Here is a 19,895-nt window from a genome sequence, read left to right on the forward strand (position 1 = left end):
ATAGCAATCCTGAATCGTTCCTAAAAAATAATATAGCCGACTTATTTGAAAAATCGGGGACATGCAGGTTGTAGCGGTCATGCTTTTGGGCTGATTGATAAGTATGGGTTAATTGCCTGGGTTCGTTCACGAAATATATAGCTTTCCAGGCGTTTACCTTATTTCAATCTTCAAGCATCTCCAACAATTGCGCCTCGCTTAACTGTGTAATTCCCAAGGAAATTGCTTTTTCTAACTTGGAACCGGCATCTTCTCCTAATACTAAATAATCTGTTTTTTTACTAACTGAATCAGTCACTTTTCCCCCAGCTTTTTGAATCAAAACCTTCGCTTCATCTCGCTTCAATGTTGGCAATGTACCTGTAATTACAAAAGTTTTACCTGCGAACTTTTGATTACCATCACCAATTATTTTTGTTTCCTCGGTGGCAGTTAATTGCAATCCTTCTACTTGTAAGCGTTCTATTAACCTTTGGTTGGCATCAATCCGAAACCACTGGTACACTGATTGGGCAATTTCAGCACCAATACCGTAAATGCCTTCAATATCTGATTGCTTTGCTGTCGCTAACTGGTCTACAGTGAAATATTTCTGAGTCAACAATTGAGCATTTACACTGCCAACGTGACGGATGCCTAAACCATACAATACCCTTGACCAAGGTTGATTTTTTGATTGAGCGATCGCATCGATTAATTTCTCTGCCGACTTTTTCCCCATCCTTTCTAGTTCACATAATTTCTCTGCTGTCAACTCATATAAATCGGCAACGGAATGCACCAAACCTTTATCTACGAGTTGATATACCAACTTTTCGCCCATACCTTTAATATCCAAGGCATCACGACTTACCCAATGTTCGATGGAACCTTTAAGAATCGCCGCGCAGGAAGCATTGACGCACCGAGTCACCGCCTCACCTGATTCTCGCACCACTAATTGACCGCAGACTGGGCAATGGGTAGGCATAACGAAGGGTTCGGTGTCAGCGGGACGGAGTTCTTTGATTACCCTCAGCACTTCTGGAATGATTTCTCCAGCTTTGCGGACGATGACAGTATCGCCAATGCGGATGTCTAATTGAGCAATGCGATCGCTATTATGTAAAGTGGCGCGAGAAACCGTTGTTCCCGCCAGTTGCACTGGGCGCATCTCTGCTAATGGCGTTAACGCGCCCGTTCGTCCCACATTTACAGCAATATTTTCCACACGAGTAGGTGCTTCTTCGGCTGGGTACTTTAAGGCTACTGCCCACCGGGGGAATTTCTGCGTAAACCCTAGCTGTTCCTGAAGTTTAAAAGAATTCAGCTTCACCACCACCCCATCAGTCATGTAGGGTAAATTCAGCCGTTCCGTGTCCCAATATTCGTAATATTTTGCCACTTCTGCGATCGAAGCACAGAGTTTATGGTTAGGGTTAACTCGAAAACCCATCTTTTCCAACAACTCCAAAGCTTCCCATTGGGTATTAGCAATACTGGTGTCATCTCTACCAGGAATGTGCAGAGTGTAGCCAAAGAAATCTAATCGGCGTTTAGCGACAATGCGGGAGTCTAGTTGCCTGAGTGTACCAGCTGCGGCATTACGGGGATTGGCAAATAATTGCTCACTTGCTTTTTGTCTTTCCTCATTGATTTGTTTAAATACTTCCAACGGCAAAAACGCCTCACCTCGCACTTCCACCCTTTCTAGAATTTCTAACCCTTCAAAATTCAAACGTAAGGGAATTGAGCGAATTGTCCGCACATTTTGGGTGATCTCTTCACCCGTTACCCCATCACCCCTAGTTGTCCCTCTAACTAGAATGCCATTTTGGTAAGTAAGAGCTAAAGCAGAACCATCAATTTTAAGTTCACTGACATATTCCACTGAATCTATTTTTGGTACTTGTCGCCGCCAACGCTGCTCCCATGCTTGCAATTCACCAATGTTGAAGGCATTTTCCAGACTGTACAAGGGAATATTGTGCCGCACCGAGGTAAACTGCGTTGCTGGCCTCTCACCTACGCGCTGAGTCGGACTATCAGGTGCTGTCAATTCTGGATATTGAGTTTCCAGCTGTTGCAATTCTCGATATAGCTGGTCATAGACTGCATCCTCCATGATTGGAGCATCTAAGACGTAATAAGCATAGCTTGCTTGTTGCAATAACTGGCGCAATTCTTCTGTACGCTTTACTTCCGGCTTAATCTGTGTCATTAGAATTATTATAAAATATCTCGGATTAGGGCTAACAAATCATACATTTGTACTATACAAAATTTTGGCTTTTCAGCCATATCAAAAGCTAAATAAGTTTTACCAAATCCCCTGCTAACCAATACTTGCATAGGGCGATCGCATCGCCAACTTCAGTAGTACCCTTACCCTGAGTACTAAGTATAATTCCACTGGTAAAAAATGTAGAGCGATCGCGAGTAAATGAAGTCGGGGTACAACATGTTGTGCTCCTACGATTATCTGTAGCTCACCTTGGCGTAGCCTCTCGTAGAGAAGTTCCAATCTGCTGTAAAAAAATGTAGAGACGTAGCACTGCTACGTCTCTACAAGGGTTATGAATAACGTATATTTAATTTCACCAGAGTCTATTAGAAAACTGGGTTGAGTAGCTGTGAATAGGCAAGATTATCTGTAGGTTGGGGCATCACCCCACCCCAAATTGTTATCCAATTACCTCAGCAGTCTTCTTCTTATCCAACTTGAGAATCAACACACCCAAAGGTGGTAAACACAAATCCAGGGAATAGGGACGACTGTGCAAAGACCAATCATCCGCCCATTTACCACCTAAGTTGCCCATATTACTGCCGCCATACTGACGCGCATCACTATTAAACAACTCGGTATAAAATCCCTTTTGCGGTACACCGATACGATAGTGAGAATGGGGCTGTGGTGTAAAATTGCAAACGACGATCGCAAAATCATCAGAATCCTTGTCACGACGGATGAAGGAAACTACACTATGGCGGTTATCGCTACAATCAATCCACTCAAACCCAGGTTCAGCAAAATCCTGGGTATACAAGACTGGTTCAGAACGGTAGAGATGGTTCAATTCCCGGAAAAACGTTTTTAACTGTTGGTGGGCTTCATGTTGCAATAAATGCCACTCCAAATCAGCCCAAGCATTCCACTCACTCCACTGCCCAAACTCCATGCTCATAAACATGGTTTTTTTACCTGGGTGAGCAAACATATAGCTAAATAAACAACGTACATTAGCTAACTTCTGCCATGTATCCCCTGGCATTTTACCGATGATATTGCTCTTGCCATGTACCACTTCATCGTGGGACAAGGCCAGCATGAAGTTCTCGCTGTGGTTGTACCACATACTAAAGGTGATATTGTTTTGGTGGAACTGACGGAACCAAGGATCCATGCTGAAGTAATCCAGCATATCGTGCATCCAGCCCATATCCCACTTCAAGTTAAAACCCAGTCCGCCTGTATAGGTGGGCCAAGATACCATTGGCCAGGAAGTAGATTCTTCCGCAATTGAGAGAATGCCAGGGAAATAGCTAAAGATAATGTGATTTACTTGACGCAGAAAATCTGCTGCTTCTAGGTTTTCTCTGCCACCGTACTGATTGGGCAGCCATTCTCCTGGTTCGCGGCAATAATCATTGTAGAGCATCGAGGCAACAGCATCGACACGAATCCCGTCAATGTGGTACTTATCGAACCAGAAGAGGGCATTTGCTGCTAAGAAATTACTGACTTCATGACGACCGTAATTGAACACCAAAGTACCCCATCCTTTGTGTTCGCCTTTGCGGGGGTCAGAGTGTTCGTACAGGTGGCTACCATCAAAGAAAGCTAAACCATGTCCATCTTTGGGGAAGTGACCAGGAACCCAATCCACAATTACCCCTATATCATTTTTGTGACATTTGTCAACAAAATACATAAAATCTTCGGGGCTGCCAAAACGGGAGGTAGGGGCATAGTAACCAGTTACTTGATAACCCCAAGAACCATCAAAGGGATGCTCCGCAATGGGCAGCATTTCTATGTGGGTGTATCCTAATTCTTTGACGTAAGGAATGAGTCGGTCTGCCAGTTCTCGGTAGGTAAGGAAGCGTGCGCCCGGTTTCAGTTCCGAAACAACAACTACAGGTTCAGTTTCACCATTGGGGAGTTTAGCTGGTTCTGCACTCGAAGCGTGTAACCAAGAGCCTAAATGCACTTCGTAAACTGAAACTGGCTGAGTGAGCGGCTCAGTGCGACGCCGCTTTTCCATCCAGTCTTCATCACTCCAACTGTAAGCATCTAAATCAGTGACAATGGATGCTGTTTTCGGACGGGGTTCCTGCTGGAAACCGTAGGGATCGGATTTTTCGTAAATGTGTCCTTCAAAATTTTTGATTTCATATTTGTAATGCTCCCCTACTCCAATTTCAGGAATAAATAATTCCCAAACTCCGGTGGGGCCTTTACGCATCTGGTTTTTACGTCCATCCCAGAGATTAAAATCTCCCAACAATGAAAGATTACGAGCGTTAGGTGCCCAAACGGCAAAATAAACACCTTTAACACCGTCTATTTCCGTGGGGTGCGCTCCCAGTTTTTCATATATCCGGTGATGGTTGCCTTCACTAAACAAATGCAAGTCAAAATCTGTCAAGCGGGGAGAACGGAAAGCGTAAGGGTCATAGATGACACGCTCATGTTCTCCTTCTTTAATCCGTAACTGGTAGTTTGCCAGTTCGGCAGTTTCAATGGTGCATTCAAAAAAGTGAGGATCGTGCACCGTTTGCATTGGGTATTCCTTGCGTTGTTCAGGAAGAACGACCCATGCTGCACTTGCATTTGGTAAGTAGGCCCGCACAGCCCAGACAGTTTTGCCGTCTTGCTCTATGGGATGAGAACCTAGAATTTCAAAGGGATCGTTATGCTGATTCCAAACGATGCTGTTAACCTGTTCAGGGGCGATCGTGGTCATGGACATGAAGCTACCTAAGTGAAATAACGTAATTGACTAAATCTACTTTTTTAATATCTATATATATTCTTTACATTTATTTGCAATTTTGTCGCCACCGTTATCCTACATCAGAATGGGGTATTGGGCATTGGGTATTGGGCATTGGGCATTGGGTATGGGACATGGGGCAGAGGATGGATGACAAATGACTAATAACGAATTTATCAAAAATTTAAAAATGGGAAAAACTGCAATAATGTTTTACGTAAGCGAAGCAAGAAAATCTGTTCTCGAATTTTGGGGTTTAGTTTTGGTGGCGGGACTTCTTGCAGCTGGGCTTGCAATTGGACATACTCGGCAGCTGTTAGGAATCTTCCATCAATAGGCGATCGCGCTTCTATAATAATCTTTGTCCGTAATATTTCTTCTGGTGTATCCTCTGGTGGCGGTAATGCTATTGCTGCCGATCTCCAATAGCTACTTAAGACAATCGAAGTTACAGTAATTACAATTAAGCTCAGTAATTTTATAGATTTTCTCGTTTTAACTCTCCTCATCTCCGGAACTACGTTCACAACGCAGGATGAAAATCTGTTTTTCTCATGCCCAAATTTTCCCAATAAAAATCTGGCAATATCAAAGCAGATAACCAGGTCTTTCCTGATACGGAATAGACTACAGGAATGCTCAAAAGCAATTGCCAGCGACGCAATAAATTATTTTACCCTCTCAAAACTCAGTAGTATAAGTAATTTAAAATGCCAAATGAATGAGGGAAGTATCTGCCTACAAAATAGCTTAGATTCACTCAACCCCCTTGGACTGATAACAAGGTTTGAGCGGGCGGGACTTTCAGAAGGACACTTGGTAGAGGACATAACCCTCTTTACCAGTGTCCTCTACTTCCTGCCCTACTTAGTTGATATTTGAGCAAAGAGCAAACTCTAGGCTCTGATAAACCAGCATAAAAATGAGGTTTTTTCGTGAACCCACGTGAACCCAATTAATTCGAGCGGTGTTTCGAGCTATGTAGTGAGGAATGGTGTCACTAAGTAGTTCTGGGCGCGATTTCAACTAAAGTTTAAGATGCCTTATTTAGGAGTCGCTGCGGGAGTAGTTGCGGGAGTCGCTGCGGGAGTCGTGGCAGGAGTAGACTTAGCAGGTGCATCAGTTGGTTCACCTGTAGCAGCTGGAGTAGCAGTACCAGCACCATCACCACCACCACCTTCACAGGCCCCAAGAATTGCAGCCAGACTTAACATTAGAGCAAAACCAAAGATTTTTGTTTTCATAACTCCTCTTTCACCAATTGTGGCTAGAACAATTTTTCGCCTGTTGAATACGATACCGTATTTATTGCTTTTTTTAAATTCTGCGAGATTACATACTTAAAAAAAACAATCCTTTGGGGTATTGTTTTGGGAATTACGTATCCTGATTAGTTTCTCTTAACTCAGGAGCGAAGCGAAAATTACCAACTTATTTAGCAAATGGAGCTATGATAGCAAAAAATTTTATTTTTTTCACAGAGTATTGCATCTTGCTACATGACGTTGCCATACTTTAGGTGCGATACCTAAAAGGTAAGCTGTCCAGTTTCTAATCGCTGATTGCAAACATTGCATATCTAGGGGATGCAAACATTTATACAGCTACCTATCAGAAAAGTTAAAAGGGTATAGTCTGTTATGTGTGCTTGTTGCCCAGAAGGTTATTTTAACCATAGCAAAAACAGACAATCAAGACAATCAATCGAAAGTGCAGTATTTCCCATCTAAAAAAATTTAAAAATTTATGGTAGTTGCTCGTAAATCTACTGTTTCTACAAGGGGTAATTGGTTCCGGCGAGATTCTATCCTTTCTTTAGGGAGGCGACGCTCTGCGCGTATGGAGTCAGCAGCACGGAGCGCTTCTACACCAGTATCCTCTCAAAAACAACAGCGTTCCTCAAAAAATTTAGCGGTTTCTCCCACAAATGAGGCAGTTATAGCCAAATCGGTGAAACAGTTGGGTAGACAACAATTACCAAATCTCAATGAGCAGTTGAATGCGAACCAAAAGACTCTGGGGGTAGGTTTTCTTGGCCTTCCCACAATGCCTAATTCTGGAGCCGCACCTTTGTGGTTGCTGCGCTTATATACCTTTCATCGTTATTCGTCAGTTTTAGCGTTCTTGTTAGTAGCATCGACACTTGCTGTTTATGGTTGGACAGTATATTCTCAAGAGCTTTGGGGTCAGTCATATCGCAGACTGCAAAGCCTCCAACGTCATGAACGGCTGCTAACGACAACCAACGCGACGCTGAAAAATAAAATGGCTAATGAAGCAGAACAACCAACAGCAGGGCTGGTATCGCCAACTCCTGAAGGAATGATTTTCTTGCCTCCAGCATCTCAGAGTCCTAAGCCAGCATCGCCCAACACAACGCCAAATTCTGAAACCCAACCGCAAACACTCTCGCCACTGGGATACTAATCGTAATTCGTCAGAACCCAATGCAGAAGTCACCAAGCAAAACAAAATTCAGAAAGTTTCGGAATTCAAAATTTACAGGGCGACACAAAGACAAGGGTGAGAAACGAGGGCTTTTGGGACAATTAGCCTCTAATATGCAAGACCAAATATCCAACTCTAAGTCTCGACTGTTCATCGTCTGGGGCGTATTAATGGCATCAGGGTTGGGGTTGGCTATTAACTTGTATAATCTCCAAATTGTCAAGGGGCCAAAGTTAACTGAGCAAGCACGCAACCAGCAAATGGTGAATGTGCGACCTTTTATGCCCCGTCGCCCAGTGGTAGATCGCAATAGCGATCTGTTGGCTATTGACCGTCCTGTATATACTTTGTACGCTCATCCCAAGCTGTTTGATAAGTCTAATGAAGATATGGCAGAGCGACTTGCTCCAATTTTGGCAAAAGATACTGCTGAATTGGTGAAAACTTTTCAAAGCAAAAGAAGCGGAATTATACTTGCGCCAGCCTTACCAGAAGAAATTATCGATCGCGTCATCTCTTTGCGCTTAAATGGCCTGGAGTGGATTCAAAAATACTCCCGATATTACCCGCCAGACGATTTGGTTGCTGATGTGGTGGGCTATGTGAATGTTGACCGCCGTGGTCAAGCTGGTGTGGAATACTCTCAAGAGAAGTTGCTAGAACGTCCTGTGCAAACGGTGCGGCTTAGTCGGTCGGGGAATGGGGCCCTGATGCCAGATCGGGCGCCCGAAGGTTTTTTGCATTTTGACGATTTGCGATTACAACTCACTATCGATAGCCGTCTGCAACGAATTGCTCGGATTGCGCTCAAACAACAGATGGAGAAGTTTGACGCTAAACGTGGGGCAGTAATTGTCATGGATGCATTGGATGGTTCTTTACTCGCCCTCGTTTCTCAGCCTACTTATAATCCGAATGAATATACTAAATCTGATATCTCGCTATTTAAAAACTGGACAGTAGCGGATCTTTATGAACCGGGATCGACTTTTAAACCTTTGAATGTGGCGATCGCTCTGGAAAATGGCATCATCAAACCAGATGATATGTTTAATGACTCTGGTTCTATTCGAGTCGCTAATTACACCATCAAAAATGCCATGAATAATGGTAATGGGCGAATCAGCATCGCTCAGATTTTGCAATATTCTAGCAATATTGGCATGGTGCAAATTATCCAACGTTTAAAGCCTTCAATCTACTACAACTGGTTAGAACGTTTAGGGCTAGGACAAAAAGTTGATACAGATTTACCTTTTGAAGTCGGCGGAAGGCTCAAAAGTCAAGAAGAATTTATCGCTTCACCAATTGAACCAGCTACTACTTCCTTTGGACAAGGCTTTTCCATGACACCGTTACAGCTAGTGCAAATGCACGGTGCTTTAGCTAATGGCGGTAAGTTAGTTACACCCCATGTAGTTCGCGGGTTGATTGATAGCAAAGGGCAGATGCATGATTCACCTACTCACACCATCCCCCGCCAAATTTTTTCAACCGCAACAACTCAAAAGGTTGTGGAAATGATGGAAACTGTTGTTACTCAAGGCAGCGGTAAGCCAGCACAAATTCCGGGATATCGCATTGCTGGTAAAACTGGTACAGCCCAAAAAGCTAGTCCCAATGGCGGATACATCAAGGGTGCTAGAATGACCAGTTTCGTCGCTATTTTACCCGTGGAATCTCCTCGCTATGTAGTATTTGCACTGGTGGATGAGCCAAAAGGAGAAAGTGCCTATGGTTCTACTGTCGCCGCGCCAATTGTGAAGTCGGTGATGGAAGCACTGATTCCTCTTGAGCAAATTCCGCCCAGTAAGGCAATTGAGCAACAGAAGGGAGTGCCGTAGGGAAGGGGGTAGGGGGCATTGGGCATTGGGCACAAGAGGCAGAGGGGAAAAACTTACTGCACTTCTCCCTTGCTCCCCTGCTCCCCTGCTCCCTACCCCTCTGCCCATTCCCCATTCCTTTGAAACTTAATCTTTCTTTATAACCAGGGAAAGATGTACAGAAAGCTACTTGTGTGAAAACTTAAGTATTAGAGGTGAAAGTAATTTCTCACTTTTCTTCCAAAGCTACCGAAGATTCCATGCAAAGCAATTTAGTTATATTTCCTAAGGCTGGGGCTGCGAAAAATAGCACGCAAACTAAAGAAAGAACAATTACCAAGTACGACCGTGCTGAGGAGCAATTTATAAAACTGCTAGCAATGGAGGATTTGGACAGTAAACTGGATGCAAAACCTTCAATAGCCAGTGAGTTTGAACAGTCGTTCTATATGGCAATTGGCGCTGCTTATGGAAAAGATCGCTCTGATGAACAGGCTCACCGTTTTCTCCAACGGATACTTTATCGAATTAATCGGCTAAAACTGTTTTGGTACGACGATTTGCGGCATTATAACAATGAGCGATCGCTGTATTTGTACTCCTGTCGTGACAAAATTGAAGCTGCTTGGCAACAGTGGGAATTGGCGCAAATCGATGTGGCTGCATTGCAAGAATTGGATGTAAAACAAGCTTTAATTGAGCGTGCATCTGCCGATTTAAATCCACCTTTGTCGGAGAATAGCCGCTACATTCGTGAGGAAATGACTGAAGCTGGCTATCGTCATTTGCTTGCGATCGGCTCCTTTGATGGTTTGGTTGAAGGTAGTCGTCTTTGTTACGTATTAGGTGGTGCTGCTAATGAAGTGCAGTGTACGCTGGTGCGAGTACTATTAGAAGAGTACGGCAACGGTCGTTTATCCCGCAAGCACTCGACATTTTTTGCTCAAATGCTGGCTGAGTTTGGGATGAACACTGAACCGGAAGGATACTTCGATTTAGTGCCTTGGGAAGTCTTAGCTTGCGATAATCATAACTTTTTGACCACCGATCGCAAACGCTATTTCTTACGTTACAGTGGCGCGTTGACATATTTTGAGGTGGCTGGCCCTGCGACTTACAAAAACTATCTGGCGGCGGCGCAACGACTGGAACTATCAGAGGCGGCGATGGGTTATTGGGAACTGCATATCAAAGAAGATGAACGCCACGGTCGTTGGATGTTAGATGATGTAGCTCTGTCTTTGGCAGAACTATATCCCAATGATGCGTGGGAACTGCTGCTTGGCTATGACCAAGAGAAGCGAATGGGTGATCGCGCCGCTGGTGCTGTTATGCGATCAATACGCCAAGCCGAATAAGCCGCTTTACTCGTATGAGCAATCCCAAAAATTATCAATAGCAGGTTGTTCTTGGCATTTTAATTTGACATTCTAAGTGATTTTATTGCTAATTCTCTTGGAAAAACATTTCTTTAGTAACCCTTTACTAAAGGAACAGTTTTTTATTGCCTTAATACTAAGGTAATAAAAAACCTCATATTGCATTGATTATACCATACACTTTGAAGTGCAGTCAAATGAAAGATATCTTTTTTTGTCCTGAAGAATCTAATTTCTACTCAAATTGCTTAGAAAGTTTTGTGATCAGAAATTGCCAAAATTCCGAATCTATTGTGGAGTTTGGTTCAGGAGATGGCAGCCCTGTAATTAATTCATTATTGAGAAACAAGTTTGATGGAGTCATCCAGGGATTTGAATTAAATACTTCTGCATGGAAAGTCGCAAATTCAACCATTGATGAATACAATCTCACTAATAAATACATCATTCATAATTCATCTTTGTTTAATTCTTCTCAACCCGATGCCGAGTATCTTGTAGCCAATCCGCCCTATCTCCCCGCACCAGATAACGATATTTATATGCCACTCTTATTTGGTGGTGTAGATGGAGCCACCGTTACCAACGAGCTTTTATCGTTAGGTTATGAAAATGTATTGGTTTTAATATCTAGCTTTTCTAATCCAATAAATACGTTGAACATAGCAAAAGAAAATGGTTATTATGTTCAAAACTTCATGGTGTTACCTTTGCAGTTCGGCTACTATAGCTCTGACCCCAAGGTAAAGAGGCACATCGAAAAACTCCAAAAAAATCAGATGGCATTTTATTCTGGCGATTATTATTTTTTAGCTGGAGTTTTATTTAAAAAATGCCAGGGTTCTGTGGTTGATTTATCTAATCAATTAGCTCAGGTGATGACTAGTTTGTGAAAATCGAGAACAACTTAGCAGTGATTTCATCCCTTGCCTAAAGTATGATATGTCTCGAAGTGCTGCCTAGAGACATATCTCAAAGATTTTCAATAAGCATTTTTATAAATGCATATTCCCAACTAATCATTTTGTCTGTTTGAAGTTATTGCATTAACTTCTTTGTTCTATGGCTGCACTGCTAGAGTGAAGTTTGCGCTTGAACGTTGCTAATAAAATTACACCAGCACCGAACGACAAAATAGGAAAGCCTGAAGTTGGTTCAGCTACAGAGACAGATGAGATTGGCGTCAAGAGGAAGGCGTGTAATTCACCATTAATTGCACCACGACCGACAATTTGTCCATTATTATTAATGGCAGATGCTGCTGTCAAGGTAAAGCCAGCCTCTGAACTAGAAGCAATCAGGTCATTTAAGTCGTACAGAGTGTTATCACTATAAAGAAAAGCCCGTAAACCATTACCATCTGCGGCAAAAAAGTTATTGTTAGTGCCAGAAAACCCGACTACTTGACCCAAATTATTAATCCCCAAACCAGTACTAAACAAATCTGTAGGACGTAACCTACCAAGGTCTTTAAGTCCCGTGCTAGAATTGTATAAAAAAGCGCGACTATCATTTACGCCAGTGAGTCCCGAACTACCAACGACTTGTCCTGAGTCATTAATATCATTTGCTTGACTGTACCTGTCACCAGGGAGGGTACCGAGATTAGTGATTACACCGTTGTCGGATAAAAAGGCTCGGCCGGAAGAACCGAAAATGCCAACTACCTGACTTAGATTATTTATGCCATAGGCAACATAATTTTCTTTTAAATTATTGTTAATAATAGTCGTCGTACCATTGCTGTATAGGAAAGCGGCTCCGTAGGGAAAGGCAAGTTTTGGGAATATACCGCCACCACTTGTACCGCCAACCACCTCACCTGAGTCATTGATAGCATAAGGAATGCCTTTAAGACCGGTATTTTGCGTTGTTCCACCACTGTAAATAAAGATGTTATTATCACTGTCGGTCTTACCGATGGAATTACCAACTACTTGCCCCAAGTTATTGATACCAGTCACTCCAAGTTGACTATCACCAGGCAAGGGACTAATTTTTTGGAGCGAACCATTGCTGTAAAAAAAAGAACCGCTTAAAGTATTAATGGCTATCTCACCTGAGTTATTAATATCTGTAGCGTAACTGTAAGCTTCTCCTGTAAGATTGCCTAAGTCAGTAACTGAGTATAAAGATACCGCCAATGCCGACTTGGATGCAGTAAGACTGATTGCGGTGAAGGTTATTGCTGTTATACAGGATTTCCACTTAAATAAAACCATGTTACTTTGCCGTGATTTTCTATTACCCTACCAAATTACCACTGAACAGTAGGGTGGCAAGCTGCTGTATCTGGGTAGTCGCTAAATACACCATCAACACCTAAGCTGAAAAATAGTTTATATTCGCCTTGGGGATTTCCTTGAAAATCTAGTGGCAAAAAACAGTCTTCATTGCGGAAAGTCCAGACATGAACCAGCAAACCAGCCGCATGAGCATCTATCACTAAAGATGTAGGCGATCGCAATTTACCATTGTTGTCTCTAGGAACCAGTAAATTTTTATGAATTCCTACCGCCTGTGCATATTTGGCAATTTCTGTTAAACCTGATGCTGTGACTAAATCTGTATAGGTGCGTTCGCAGCCACTAACGACAAAATCATCAGGTTTACCACTGTTATTCAGCAATTGCACTAGAGGTAAATCAGTCTTTGTGGATAAATCTTGTAAATTACCTACTTCAAAAGACTGAATAAAAACAGGTGCGTTAGCTCCCTGATAACCGTTGGCTGTTAAAGTTGCAAGTAGAGGTGCTTCTAGGGCTAACCCAATAGATTGAAAGTAAGTTGGGTGCTTAGTTTCTAGGTAAATGCCAATCGTCCGATTAATTTCGCCACTTTTAACCTTGACTAAATCGATAATTTCTTGCAGCGTGGGAATTTCTAAGAGTCCATCATAGGCGGTATTTTGCGATCGCAGTTGGGGAATTCGCTCTTTAGCTCGTAGTGTTTTCAGTTCTGTTAGGGTAAAGTCTTCAGTAAACCAGCCAGTTTTTGATTCGCCATCAATTATTTTAGTGGTTTGAAGATGAGCAAATTCTACATGGCTTGCAACGTTGGTGGTTTGAGAAATCTCATTTTCGTGACGAGCAATTAAAATACCATCTTTGGTGGAAACTAAATCAGGTTCAATATAATCAGCCCCAAGTGCGATGGCTAACTCATAAGCAGCTAAAGTATGTTCTGGACGATAGCCGCTAGCACCTCGGTGTGCAATGATAATTGGAGATGTATCTTGCAAAGTTGTAGTCATTATTTTACCCACCTACACAGAAGCAAGCTATCCGTAATATGTCGTTAAGAAGCAGTGTGTTACTAGGGTTTGATGCTGTAGTCATTTACGTCAACTAATAAATATCCTTGACCGACCACTTTGTCAACCGTATTAAGTTAACGATATTACGTTAATAAGTATCAAAGGTGGATAAATCTAGTTCCAATACATCGATCGAGAGCCAGAATAACTCATAATTCAATACAATTTAGTTCTCTATGGGAGACTAGAAAATAAGTATTTTTAGTTTTGCGATCGCTACTCAACCTACAATTCTTTTTAACTTAACTCTAAATAAGTCAAGACAAATAAAACTGTCTAAAGAGGGTTGTAATTTTTCATTGGTAAGAGTTTCAATAGTCTTTAACTTTAATAATATAGTTATGTTTATTCTCACTGCATTACTTGTTAGCTGATAGTTTAATTATTCCACAAATATTAAATTAGTCAAACCCGCTGTACTACACTAAGTCGATAGGGCTTTAGTATTATTTGAAAAACTAATTATTCAACAAGAAGTATTGCTATTAAATAATAAATCTGTCATATTTAAGAATCTTATTTGATACCTGCTTCAATCCTACTTTGTTTAACACATTCTATCGGACTCATATTTGGTTTTTCACAAAACTCAGTACATATCTATTTTTTTATTCCGTGTTCCCTACCTATGCAAGTAAATTCAGGAATCAAATCGGATTTATAGATAATTAATTTGTTTCATTGTTCTCTAATAGCAATTTAACCATGAATAGTTTGCAATCTGCTCAACCTCCAAAACTAGATAGTTGTAATAACCAAGTTATCCTCGATTACTTTGAGAATGCTTGGCAACTTGAAGATATATTATTGAAAAGTCTAGTTGGGGAAGAGATATTTTATCTCAATCCTGACCCTTTGAGAAACCCTCTAATTTTTTATCTGGGACATTCAGCTATTTTCTACATCAATAAATTAATTCAGGTGGGGTTATTAGAAAAACGCCTCAATCCAGAGTATGAAATTTTGTTTGAAATTGGAGTTGATCCAGAAATAGCAGAAGAGTTGAATGCAGCGATCGCTCATCTGCAATGGCCGCAAGTTGCGCAAACTTGGGAATATCGAGAACAAGCATATTCTGTGATTTCCGAACTAATTAAGATAACCCCAATTACTCTGCCAATTCATCCCAATCATCCCCTTTGGGCTTTAATGATGGGGATTGAACACCAACGTATTCACATTGAAACTTCTTCGATGTTAATTCGCCAACTACCAATTGAGAAAGTGAGACGTCCTCAAAATTGGCAATATGCTCCTTTTAATGGTTACACTCATCAGAACGAAATGATAGAAGTTGCTGGTGGGGTAGTAAAACTCGGTAAAGCCTTAGATGATTCAACTTATGGATGGGATATTGATTATGGCGATCGCACTGTTGAAGTTGCACCCTTTTTCGCCAGCAAATATCTGATTACCAATGCCGATTTTATTTATTTTGTAAAAGCTGGTGGCTACGAAAATCAAGATTATTGGGATGAAGGATCTTGGAATTGGAAAAATCGATACAATATTCAATGTCCTAAATTTTGGTTACATGAAAATGGTAGTTACAAATATCGAGCCATGTTTGATGAAATCGACTTACCTTTAGATTGGCCTGTAGAAGTCAATCATTATGAAGCAATGGCTTATTGTCGTTGGCAAGGGAAAGATACTCGCTTAATAAGTGAACCAGAATACCATTTAGCAACTTATGGTAATAGTTTATCAGATGATATCAACAATTATAATCTCAATTTAAAATTTGGCTCACCTAGCCCAGTTGGGATGTTAGAAACAGCCAAAAGTTCTTCGGGATTGTATGATTTGCGTGGGAATGTTTGGGAATGGTTGAGTAATAACTTAAACCCTCTTGCAGGATACCAACCTCATTTTCTTTATGAAGATAATTCTGCCATCTTTTTTGATGATAAACATCAAATGATGTTAGGAGGATGTTGGATAACTAATGGTACAGAAGCTTTAAAATATTACCGCAACTGGTTCCGTCCAAATTTTTATCAGCACGCTGGTTTTCGGATTGTTCAAGATATCAAAAGTTAACAGAATATACCTCAGTCACATACTATAAGGTTACAGAGATGCAAAAGATTTTGAATTTCTGTTCTGAGATCGAATTCTATCTCAAGATCGCTATTAGTTGTACGATTGTTCAGCAGGTATTTTATTTGCTGTTAAACAAGATCGAGATCGACTTTATAACGCAGGTCCTGTTGTATTGGCTCCTTGGTTCTATCTCATTTTATAGTATTGGCATTCTTATTGAAAAAGGAATCAAAAGTAACGATGTTTTAAGAGATAAGCTGACTGCAAGGGTCAAGAAAGTCAAAAATCAAGAATTTCCTTCCTTTACTATCAAAAGCATTATAACAGGAGAAATTAAAACTTTTCTCTCAGCACTCATAATTCTATATCTAGCTCCAGAGGTTCATAGAGGAAATAGCTTACTTCTAAACCTTGGATGGTTTTTGATGAGAATAGTTGCTGCTGATTTCTGTTTTTATGTTGCTCATCGGCTCTTGCACACAAGATTCTTGCAGAAAATCCATCTTAAACATCATGAGTTTCGTGACTCATCAAGTTTTGTTGCTGGACACAAGAGTTTGATTGAATATATTATTGTTGCGATCGCTGATGTTTTGCCTATTTTTATATTTGGATATGATATAACTCAACTATGTGCATGGAGCGTTATAGGCAATGCTTACAACTTAGAAGGTCATAGTTCTTTGTCAATATTTTTCATTCCATCAGATTTCCACGATCTTCATCACACTTGCTTTAATGGAAACTATGGTATTCAGGGATTCTGGGACAGAATATTTAACACACTGAATCCTCCTACTAAGAAGCCGGGAATTATGTTTCCTGTGAGTTTTATCGAGTATATAACTATTAAGCCATCTATGAGTAATGACACTGAAAAAACATAATTCTACTAAAAAAATCATGGTATTATAGCGTTTCCTAATCATACAAGGCACATCATAGTCCTCTCTTGGCTTGCTCTTAGTGGGTTGGGAGTGGAGTTCTTGTCCTCACTTAAGGGACTTCCAAAGAATAAATTGTCCCAAAAAATTAATTTTTAAGCATTTTATTAATAATGATAATCATTCTGAGGGGGGAAGAAAGCGGCAGCCAACGGCTGCCGCTTTCTTCCCCATTTTAGCCTTGAAAAGTCTACACTCGCCACTCGCCGTGTAAGTCTTAGAGTGAAGTTGTGTTTATTTGAGATGATAAAATTGTTTAGTGCTTCTGAAGCACTAAAAGCCAGAGAAATCAAAAAAGCGTAACAAAAACTACATTTTGGTGGGTGTAGGTGGCCCGCGTGGTGGGTGAAGTGGAGGCTATGGTAAAAACCTTATTATTGCGTAGGTGGGCTTGGTGGGTGTTTGGGTGTATCAACGACTGAAAGTATTGCTATATCGTTAATGTGGTGTCTATGGAGCCAACAATAGAGCAATTAAAAGCATTTTTCGACTTCTGCGTTCGCGCTAGCAACCTCCTACGTGATATCGCCCTAGTCCGGTACGATCAGAGAACAAACAGAATTGTGATTTTAATTGGTGAATCTATTCAAGTAGAAATTCTTAGCAATGGGGAGAACATTATAGGATGACTGACTACATAAACCTTAGCGAGGCAGACTTACGCCAATACGTTATCACTCACCCAGATGATGAAGATGCATTTCAGCACTATTTATCAATCATGAGAGCAAAACCGGGGCGCGTAGTGGTGGCTACACCAGAACAGCTAGAGGCAGAACTTAGAAAAAGGTTAGCGTCGTGAATGATGAATCGTTCAGAAATTAAAAATAACTTATTAATCCTAATTGTCATATTTGCATTAATATTAATTTTTGCAAAATTGTATCCGTTCAACGGAATTGCTGAGTGGACAGGCTTTGGAAAAGACTCTAATAAATCAGTAACCACAGAACAAGAAATTAATCCCAGAACCAACGAAGTTATTAAAATAACAAAAAAAGAAACTAAAAATTTTCAATCTTCTAAGACTTTGTGGGATTTATTGCAGCTTGGTGGCACGTTCGCTATTCCTTTGGCAGTGTTTTACTTTGATTGAGCAGAAGAGAGACGAGCAGATAACAACTCACGTGAGCAAGCTCTAGAGGCTTATCTTGACAAAATGTCAGAACTGCTAATTGATAAAGAATTAAAAGTGTTGATTAACAAGCAAGTATTGATTTACAAGCAAGAATCATCAAAACTACCAGACTCCGAAGAACATAAACTATCAGACTCCGAAAAACAGAAGCTAGATGCAGCGATTAATGTAGCGTGTGCTAAAACATTTTGGCTGCTGCGAAGGTTGAATCAAGATGGAAAGCGAAAAAGAAGCGTTATTCAATTTCTGATTGATGTAAAAATCATAAACCATTTGAAAAACCATTTCAAAGGTGCTGACCTCAGTGGTGCCAACCTCAGCGATGTCAACCTCAGCGGTGCTAACCTCGAAGGAGCTAACCTCAAAGGAGCTAACCTCAAAGGAGCTACCCGCGAAGGGTTCTCATTTGAAAAGTTTCTACTTCTAAAATGACTAAGTTGAAGACATCATCAACCCTTTACTTAATCCTAAACAAGTTAAGAAAGCAAAAAAATTGGGACAAAGCAAGATACAGTAAAGAATTTCGGGTCGACTTGGTTTACTCCTAATAAAAGGGTAAGGGAAAATTTTATCCTTTTCATCTTTTCCCCTTAACCTTTTCCTGACTTTTACAAGAAGTCTAAGCCATTGTGTGTTTAGACTAGTGAAGTCACAACTTCAGTGCTTAAGCCTTTTTCAACCAGCTAAACATAGCGCGTAAATCTTTACCAACTTCTTCAATTTTGTGTTCAGCTTCTTTACGACGCATGGCGGTAAATCCTGGTTTACCAGATTGGTTTTCCAAAACAAATTCCCGCGCAAATTGCCCAGATTGAATCTCGCTGAGAATCTTCTGCATTTCAGCTTTGGTTTGTTCGGTGACAATCCGCGGGCCACGAGTATAATCGCCATATTCAGCTGTATTAGAAATACTGTCGCGCATTTTGGCTAAACCACCTTCTACAACCAAGTCAACAATCAGCTTGACTTCATGCAGACATTCAAAATAAGCCAATTCTGGTTGATAACCAGCTTCTACCAAAGTTTCAAATCCGGCTTTGATTAAAGCGCTCAAACCACCGCACAATACTGCTTGTTCGCCAAATAAATCTGTTTCAGTTTCTTCGCGGAAAGTCGTTTCGAGGACACCAGCGCGAGTACCACCGATACCTTTAGCATAAGACATGGCGCGATCGCGTGCCTGACCACTAGCATCTTGATAAACTGCAAACAGCGCTGGTACGCCTTCACCACTTTCATAAGTCCGGCGTACCAAATGCCCCGGCCCTTTTGGTGCTACCATCACCACATCGACGTTAGCCGGTGGTACAACTTGTCCAAAGTGAATATTGAAACCGTGGGCAAAGGCTAACACGTTTCCTTCTTCTAGATTGGGTTCAATCTCGTTTTTGTAAATCGTTTTTTGAACTTCATCAGGTAACAAAATCATGATGAAATCAGCAGCATTGGCAGCATCTGCAACATTTTTCACAGTTAACCCAGCTGCTTCAGCTTTTGCGACTGACTTGCTACCCGGATATAATCCCACAATCACATTCAAACCACTGTCTTTGAGATTGAGAGCGTGGGCATGACCTTGGGAACCATAGCCGATAATAGCGATAGTTTTTCCAGCCAAAAGGTCTAAATTGGCATCTTCGTCATAATACATCCGGGCCATAGAAGCATCTCCTGTCAGCAAGCATCGTCATTTATTGGCAGGCTTTCGATTGTACCCCAAATTGAGTAACCACAGATGAACTGTGACCCAGATTTCTCACAATATTGCTCAAAGCGTTATAAAAGCTAGATTCATAAGTTTCACACTGCATGAAAATTTTTA

The 19,895-nt window shown here is 41.1% G+C and carries 17 protein-coding genes; 10 read left to right on the plus strand and 7 right to left on the minus strand.

The genetic code is table 11. The features are described 5' to 3' along the window. Positions 1 to 163: 163 nt before the first annotated feature. Both ligA and glgB read right to left on the minus strand, forming a co-directional pair. Positions 164 to 2,200 carry an NAD-dependent DNA ligase LigA gene (gene ligA / locus HWQ40_RS31595; protein WP_292785837.1) on the minus strand — a complete coding sequence of 679 codons (2,037 nt, stop codon included), beginning with the start codon at positions 2,198 to 2,200 and terminating at the stop codon, positions 164 to 166. Between the two features lie 463 nt (positions 2,201 to 2,663). Further along, entirely contained in the window at positions 2,664 to 4,955 is a 2,292-nt protein-coding gene (gene glgB, locus HWQ40_RS31600) for a 1,4-alpha-glucan branching enzyme (protein WP_292785839.1), read from the minus strand. A gap of 26 nt (positions 4,956 to 4,981) precedes the next feature. Between glgB and HWQ40_RS31605 the strand changes: the two genes are divergently transcribed. Next, positions 4,982 to 5,140 carry a hypothetical protein gene (locus tag HWQ40_RS31605; protein WP_292785841.1) on the plus strand — a complete coding sequence of 53 codons (159 nt, stop codon included), beginning with the start codon at positions 4,982 to 4,984 and terminating at the stop codon, positions 5,138 to 5,140. Between the two features lie 15 nt (positions 5,141 to 5,155). On the opposite strand, the gene HWQ40_RS31610 is transcribed toward HWQ40_RS31605, so the two are convergent. Then, complete coding sequence (locus HWQ40_RS31610) at positions 5,156 to 5,488, minus strand: hypothetical protein (protein ID WP_292785843.1); 333 nt, start codon at positions 5,486 to 5,488, stop codon at positions 5,156 to 5,158. A gap of 534 nt (positions 5,489 to 6,022) precedes the next feature. Further along, positions 6,023 to 6,223, minus strand: a complete 201-nt coding sequence (locus HWQ40_RS31615; protein ID WP_292785845.1) for a hypothetical protein — start codon at positions 6,221 to 6,223, stop codon at positions 6,023 to 6,025. A gap of 502 nt (positions 6,224 to 6,725) precedes the next feature. Here HWQ40_RS31615 and HWQ40_RS31620 point away from each other — a divergent pair. The 4 genes from HWQ40_RS31620 to HWQ40_RS31635 all read left to right on the plus strand — a co-directional run bounded on the left by HWQ40_RS31620 (position 6,726) and on the right by HWQ40_RS31635 (position 11,522). Continuing rightward, positions 6,726 to 7,406, plus strand: a complete 681-nt coding sequence (locus HWQ40_RS31620; RefSeq protein ID WP_292785847.1) for a hypothetical protein — start codon at positions 6,726 to 6,728, stop codon at positions 7,404 to 7,406. Between the two features lie 20 nt (positions 7,407 to 7,426). Next, positions 7,427 to 9,271 (plus strand): penicillin-binding protein 2, encoded by a 1,845-nt coding sequence (locus tag HWQ40_RS31625; RefSeq protein ID WP_292785849.1) that lies wholly within the window; start codon positions 7,427 to 7,429, stop codon positions 9,269 to 9,271. Between the two features lie 239 nt (positions 9,272 to 9,510). Next, positions 9,511 to 10,608 (plus strand): iron-containing redox enzyme family protein, encoded by a 1,098-nt coding sequence (locus tag HWQ40_RS31630; protein WP_292785887.1) that lies wholly within the window; start codon positions 9,511 to 9,513, stop codon positions 10,606 to 10,608. 218 nt (positions 10,609 to 10,826) lie between these two features. Beyond that, positions 10,827 to 11,522 (plus strand): class I SAM-dependent methyltransferase, encoded by a 696-nt coding sequence (locus HWQ40_RS31635; protein ID WP_292785851.1) that lies wholly within the window; start codon positions 10,827 to 10,829, stop codon positions 11,520 to 11,522. A 153-nt stretch (positions 11,523 to 11,675) separates the two neighbouring features. Here the strand turns inward: HWQ40_RS31635 and HWQ40_RS31640 are convergent, their stop codons facing one another. Then, a complete protein-coding gene (locus tag HWQ40_RS31640) occupies positions 11,676 to 12,851 on the minus strand; it encodes a DUF3466 family protein (protein WP_292785853.1) in 1,176 nt (391 codons plus the stop codon). A gap of 35 nt (positions 12,852 to 12,886) precedes the next feature. Further along, positions 12,887 to 13,882 carry a glycerophosphodiester phosphodiesterase gene (locus tag HWQ40_RS31645; protein ID WP_292785855.1) on the minus strand — a complete coding sequence of 332 codons (996 nt, stop codon included), beginning with the start codon at positions 13,880 to 13,882 and terminating at the stop codon, positions 12,887 to 12,889. A 768-nt stretch (positions 13,883 to 14,650) separates the two neighbouring features. Between HWQ40_RS31645 and ovoA the strand changes: the two genes are divergently transcribed. From ovoA to HWQ40_RS31670, 5 genes are all read left to right on the plus strand, one after another. Next, the gene (ovoA, locus tag HWQ40_RS31650) at positions 14,651 to 15,988 is read left to right on the plus strand and encodes a 5-histidylcysteine sulfoxide synthase (protein ID WP_292785856.1); all 1,338 of its coding nucleotides are present in this window, start codon (positions 14,651 to 14,653) and stop codon (positions 15,986 to 15,988) included. Positions 15,989 to 16,158: 170 nt separating this feature from the next. Continuing rightward, on the plus strand, positions 16,159 to 16,878 hold the full coding sequence (locus tag HWQ40_RS31655; RefSeq protein ID WP_292785857.1) for a sterol desaturase family protein: 720 nt from the start codon (positions 16,159 to 16,161) through the stop codon (positions 16,876 to 16,878). A gap of 682 nt (positions 16,879 to 17,560) precedes the next feature. Next, entirely contained in the window at positions 17,561 to 17,737 is a 177-nt protein-coding gene (locus tag HWQ40_RS31660; RefSeq protein ID WP_292785858.1) for a hypothetical protein, read from the plus strand. Next, the gene (locus tag HWQ40_RS31665; protein ID WP_292785859.1) at positions 17,738 to 18,031 is read left to right on the plus strand and encodes an HU family DNA-binding protein; all 294 of its coding nucleotides are present in this window, start codon (positions 17,738 to 17,740) and stop codon (positions 18,029 to 18,031) included. Between the two features lie 63 nt (positions 18,032 to 18,094). Continuing rightward, entirely contained in the window at positions 18,095 to 18,505 is a 411-nt protein-coding gene (locus HWQ40_RS31670; protein ID WP_292785861.1) for a pentapeptide repeat-containing protein, read from the plus strand. 232 nt (positions 18,506 to 18,737) lie between these two features. On the opposite strand, the gene ilvC is transcribed toward HWQ40_RS31670, so the two are convergent. Next, complete coding sequence (gene ilvC, locus HWQ40_RS31675; protein ID WP_292785863.1) at positions 18,738 to 19,733, minus strand: ketol-acid reductoisomerase; 996 nt, start codon at positions 19,731 to 19,733, stop codon at positions 18,738 to 18,740. Positions 19,734 to 19,895: the final 162 nt, after the last annotated feature.

Origin of the sequence: Nostoc sp. NMS9, from assembly GCF_017114995.1 — a bacterium.
Lineage (GTDB): Bacteria > Cyanobacteriota > Cyanobacteriia > Cyanobacteriales > Nostocaceae > Nostoc.